Genomic DNA, 3,101 nt, shown 5'->3' with positions numbered 1-3,101 from the left:
TCGTGGTCGTCAACGGTGCCCGCCAGGTCGGTAAGAGCACCTGGCCGAGGTTGTGCTGCGGGCGCGGGCCGACGGGGTGGCACGGTTTCTCGATGATCCGGCGACCCGGGCCGCCGCTACCGAGGACCCGGTCCTGTTCATTCGCCACGACGGCCTGATGCTCAAGCGCGACCGGCAATAGGGGACGCGGCGTCGCGGGACTGGGGCACGCGCCTCGCGTCATCGCTCCCCGTCCATCGCTGCGCGAGGCACGGGTACCCCGGCTCGTCAGTCGCCACCCCCAACCGGGTCTGTCAACTTAACGGCTCTGCCACCACCGAAATCTTGGCAGAGCCGTTATTTCTACAGGCCCGGCCCCCGGCGCAGACAGGACAGATGTGTGGTCCGAAGCCACACCCAGGACCGCCGCGGGAGCCACGTCAGAACCAGCCATCGGGGCAGCTCCACCGCACCCCCCGCGGCCCCAACCGGGGGGACGACCCTAAGCCCGACCAAAACCGCCCACAGATGACTATCTGTGTCCAGATGAGTCTCCTTAGTGTCCGTTCTCAGCCTTCTTCGTGACGTCTGCATGAGCCGATCAGGCACACGGGGACTTCAAGGTGTCCTTCCGTGACTTCTAGCTCCCGTCACGTGACAATTCTCGCCAGTGCGGCCACCATGGCGAGGCACCTCTGTTCGTCCTCCGCCGTCAAGCTGAGAGAACGCGCCCATGACACCGCCGCCTGTGAATACCGCCCGCACGCTGCTTGCTCGGCTCGTCCATGAGCGGCATTGGACCGTCCAGGACTTCCTGCGCGAGTACACGGCCGCAGCCCAGGCGATCAAGGTGAAGGCGGATGAGGTGGGAGAGCGTCAGGCCAAGCGCTGGATGGCGGGGTCACTCAAGACCCACCCGTACCCGTCAGCCTGCCTGATACTGGAAACGATCTTTCAGCGGCCGGTTGATGATCTGTTCGCACCGCCCACCCGGGTGTCCCGCGACTCATCCGCAGGTGTCCCCGCCCTTCCGACGTCGGGCGCATCCCTACCGCAGACCGACGCCCTTGCTGCCTACTCTGGTAGGGAGAGGAGCCACCGCGGCTCATCTCCCGATATGGCAGCACCGGAAGGGCTGAGTCTCATGGCCGCTGACGACACCGCTCGTTTCTTCGCGCACGCGCAGGCAGCCGACGCCGGCCCAGAGGCCGTGACGCTGCTCTACAACGAGGTGCGCCGTATCGCACGCGCATACCCTGCCGGCGGCGGTCCAGCCCTCCTGCCAGACCTCAGCGCCACACAGCGCTTCGCCTTCCGCTATCTCGACGGCCCGACCCAACCCGATCAAGCACGCGATCTCTACTTTCTCACGGGTGTCATTTGCGGCCTGCTTGCCCATGCCAGCCTTGATCTCGGTCAGATCGATGCGGCCATGACCCAGACCCGCACCGCGCTTCTTTGCGCCGACCGTGCGGGACACCCTGGCCTACGGGTCTGGCTCCGCAACGAGCAGTGCTCCATCACACGATGGGCTGGATGGCACCACGAGTCTCTCCGGTACGTCCAGCTCGCATCAGCCGACGCAGCCGTCACGAGCGGCACATCAGCGATCGGGCGCGCGCTACGAGAGGCCCGTGCCCAAGCCGCCATCGGCAACGCCGAGGAGGCACAGGCCGCGCTGGCCGCCGCCGCCCGCGCTGGCGAGCTAACACAGCCCGACGAGCTGGACGAGATGGGAGGCCAAGTCACGCTGTCCATGCCTGACAGCCTCTTCGTCACAGCCGACGCCCTGTCACTCCTACCCGATGCCACCGCAGCCGAACAGGCCGCGATGACCGCCGTCACTGCATTCAGCGAGACGCCCGCCGGTGCAGCCAAACTCGGCAACTCCGCAGGCGCCCGCATTGACCTGAGCCTTGCCCGTGCCCGCCAAGGTGACGCAGACGGAGCCCACGAGGCCCTCCGGCCGGTACTCGACATCCCACCGCAGTACCGGCTATTCGGAATCGTTAGCAACGTGCAACGGGTACAGACAGCTCTCAGTGAGGCACGCCACCACGGCTCACCCATCGCTCGTGACACCGCAGCCGAGATCGAAGCATTCGCGCAGATCCGCGCACTCCCGAGATAGCGGCAATAGCCCAGCCTTCACCGCATGACTGAACTACCCTTTGCCGACCGCTGTAATTTTCTATCAGGCACGAACTGATATCAGTGTTCACGGCGAAAAGAGCAAGGAGAGACGATGCCCCCTGCCCCCGCAACCATCACAAGTGTCGTTATGCAACCGACACCCCTGTGTAATCTTGACTGCTCTTACTGCTATCTTCCCGCCCGTCGCTCCCGCCAACTCATGGCCCCGTCAGTCGCCCGAGCTGTCGCGACAGAAATCGAAATCTTCAACAGCCTCCAAAACCTCCAGCAAACGGAAGTCATCTGGCATGGCGGCGAGCCGCTAACCGCCGGAATTCAACATTTCACACACCTAATGGATTGCTTTCCGGCTTCGAGCGAACACGTTATCCAGACGAACGCGACGCTCATCGACAGGCAGTGGGCAGACCTATTCGAACAGCGGAATATCCACATTGGGATCAGTATCGACGGTGACCGAGCCGCGAGCGCGCAACGTCGGGACTACGCCGGCCGTGAGGCATTCGATCGCATCGTTGCCGGTGTCGAAGTTCTTCGGGATCGAGGACTATCGTTCGACATGATCGCGGTGATCTCAGACCCCAGTCCGCAACGCGCCGAAGAACTCTACGCCTTTTCGCTCTCGCTGGGAGCCAGCTCCCTGGCTATCAACATCGAGGAACGCGAAGGCGTCAACATCCGGAACCATCACTTCACCGATCACGCAATCGCCGACTTCTGGACAGCACTGTGGGAAGCGTGGAAATCCGACCCAAAAATTCCCGTGCGCGAGTTTGAGCGCATCAGAGCGTACACCCTGACCCCAGGTCAGGACAGCGAGTCTCCCCTCACCGACCCGTTTCCGACCGTCGCATGGGACGGAAACGTGACGCTCTACTCTCCCGAGCTTTCCGGCTACTCCTCGCCTCACTACGGCGGCTTCTCCTGCGGGAACGTGCTGAAACACCCACTCCACCACATCATCTTAA

Annotated in this window: 2 protein-coding genes; both read left to right on the top strand. The window is 63.6% G+C overall.

Features of this window, described 5'->3' with window-relative positions; all coding sequences use genetic code 11:
* Positions 1–712: 712 nt before the first annotated feature.
* Positions 713–2,110, top strand: coding sequence for a hypothetical protein (locus MJ783_RS01070; RefSeq protein ID WP_239307997.1), 1,398 nt, complete (start codon positions 713–715; stop codon positions 2,108–2,110).
* A gap of 114 nt (positions 2,111–2,224) precedes the next feature.
* A partial coding sequence (locus MJ783_RS01065) for a radical SAM protein (RefSeq protein ID WP_370651392.1) occupies positions 2,225–3,101 on the top strand: 877 nt, incomplete at its 3' end.

Source organism: Protofrankia sp. Cj3 (assembly GCF_917627355.1).
Lineage (GTDB): Bacteria > Actinomycetota > Actinomycetes > Frankiales > Frankiaceae > Protofrankia.
Note: the sequence above shows the minus strand (reverse complement) of the source record. Positions and strands in the feature narration are given on the sequence as shown.

Bases quoted from the DNA above. Each gene is read 5' to 3' on its own strand.
- MJ783_RS01070 (WP_239307997.1), top strand. From the start codon at position 713: ATGACACCGCCGCCTGTGAATACCGCCCGCACGCTGCTTGCTCGGCTC.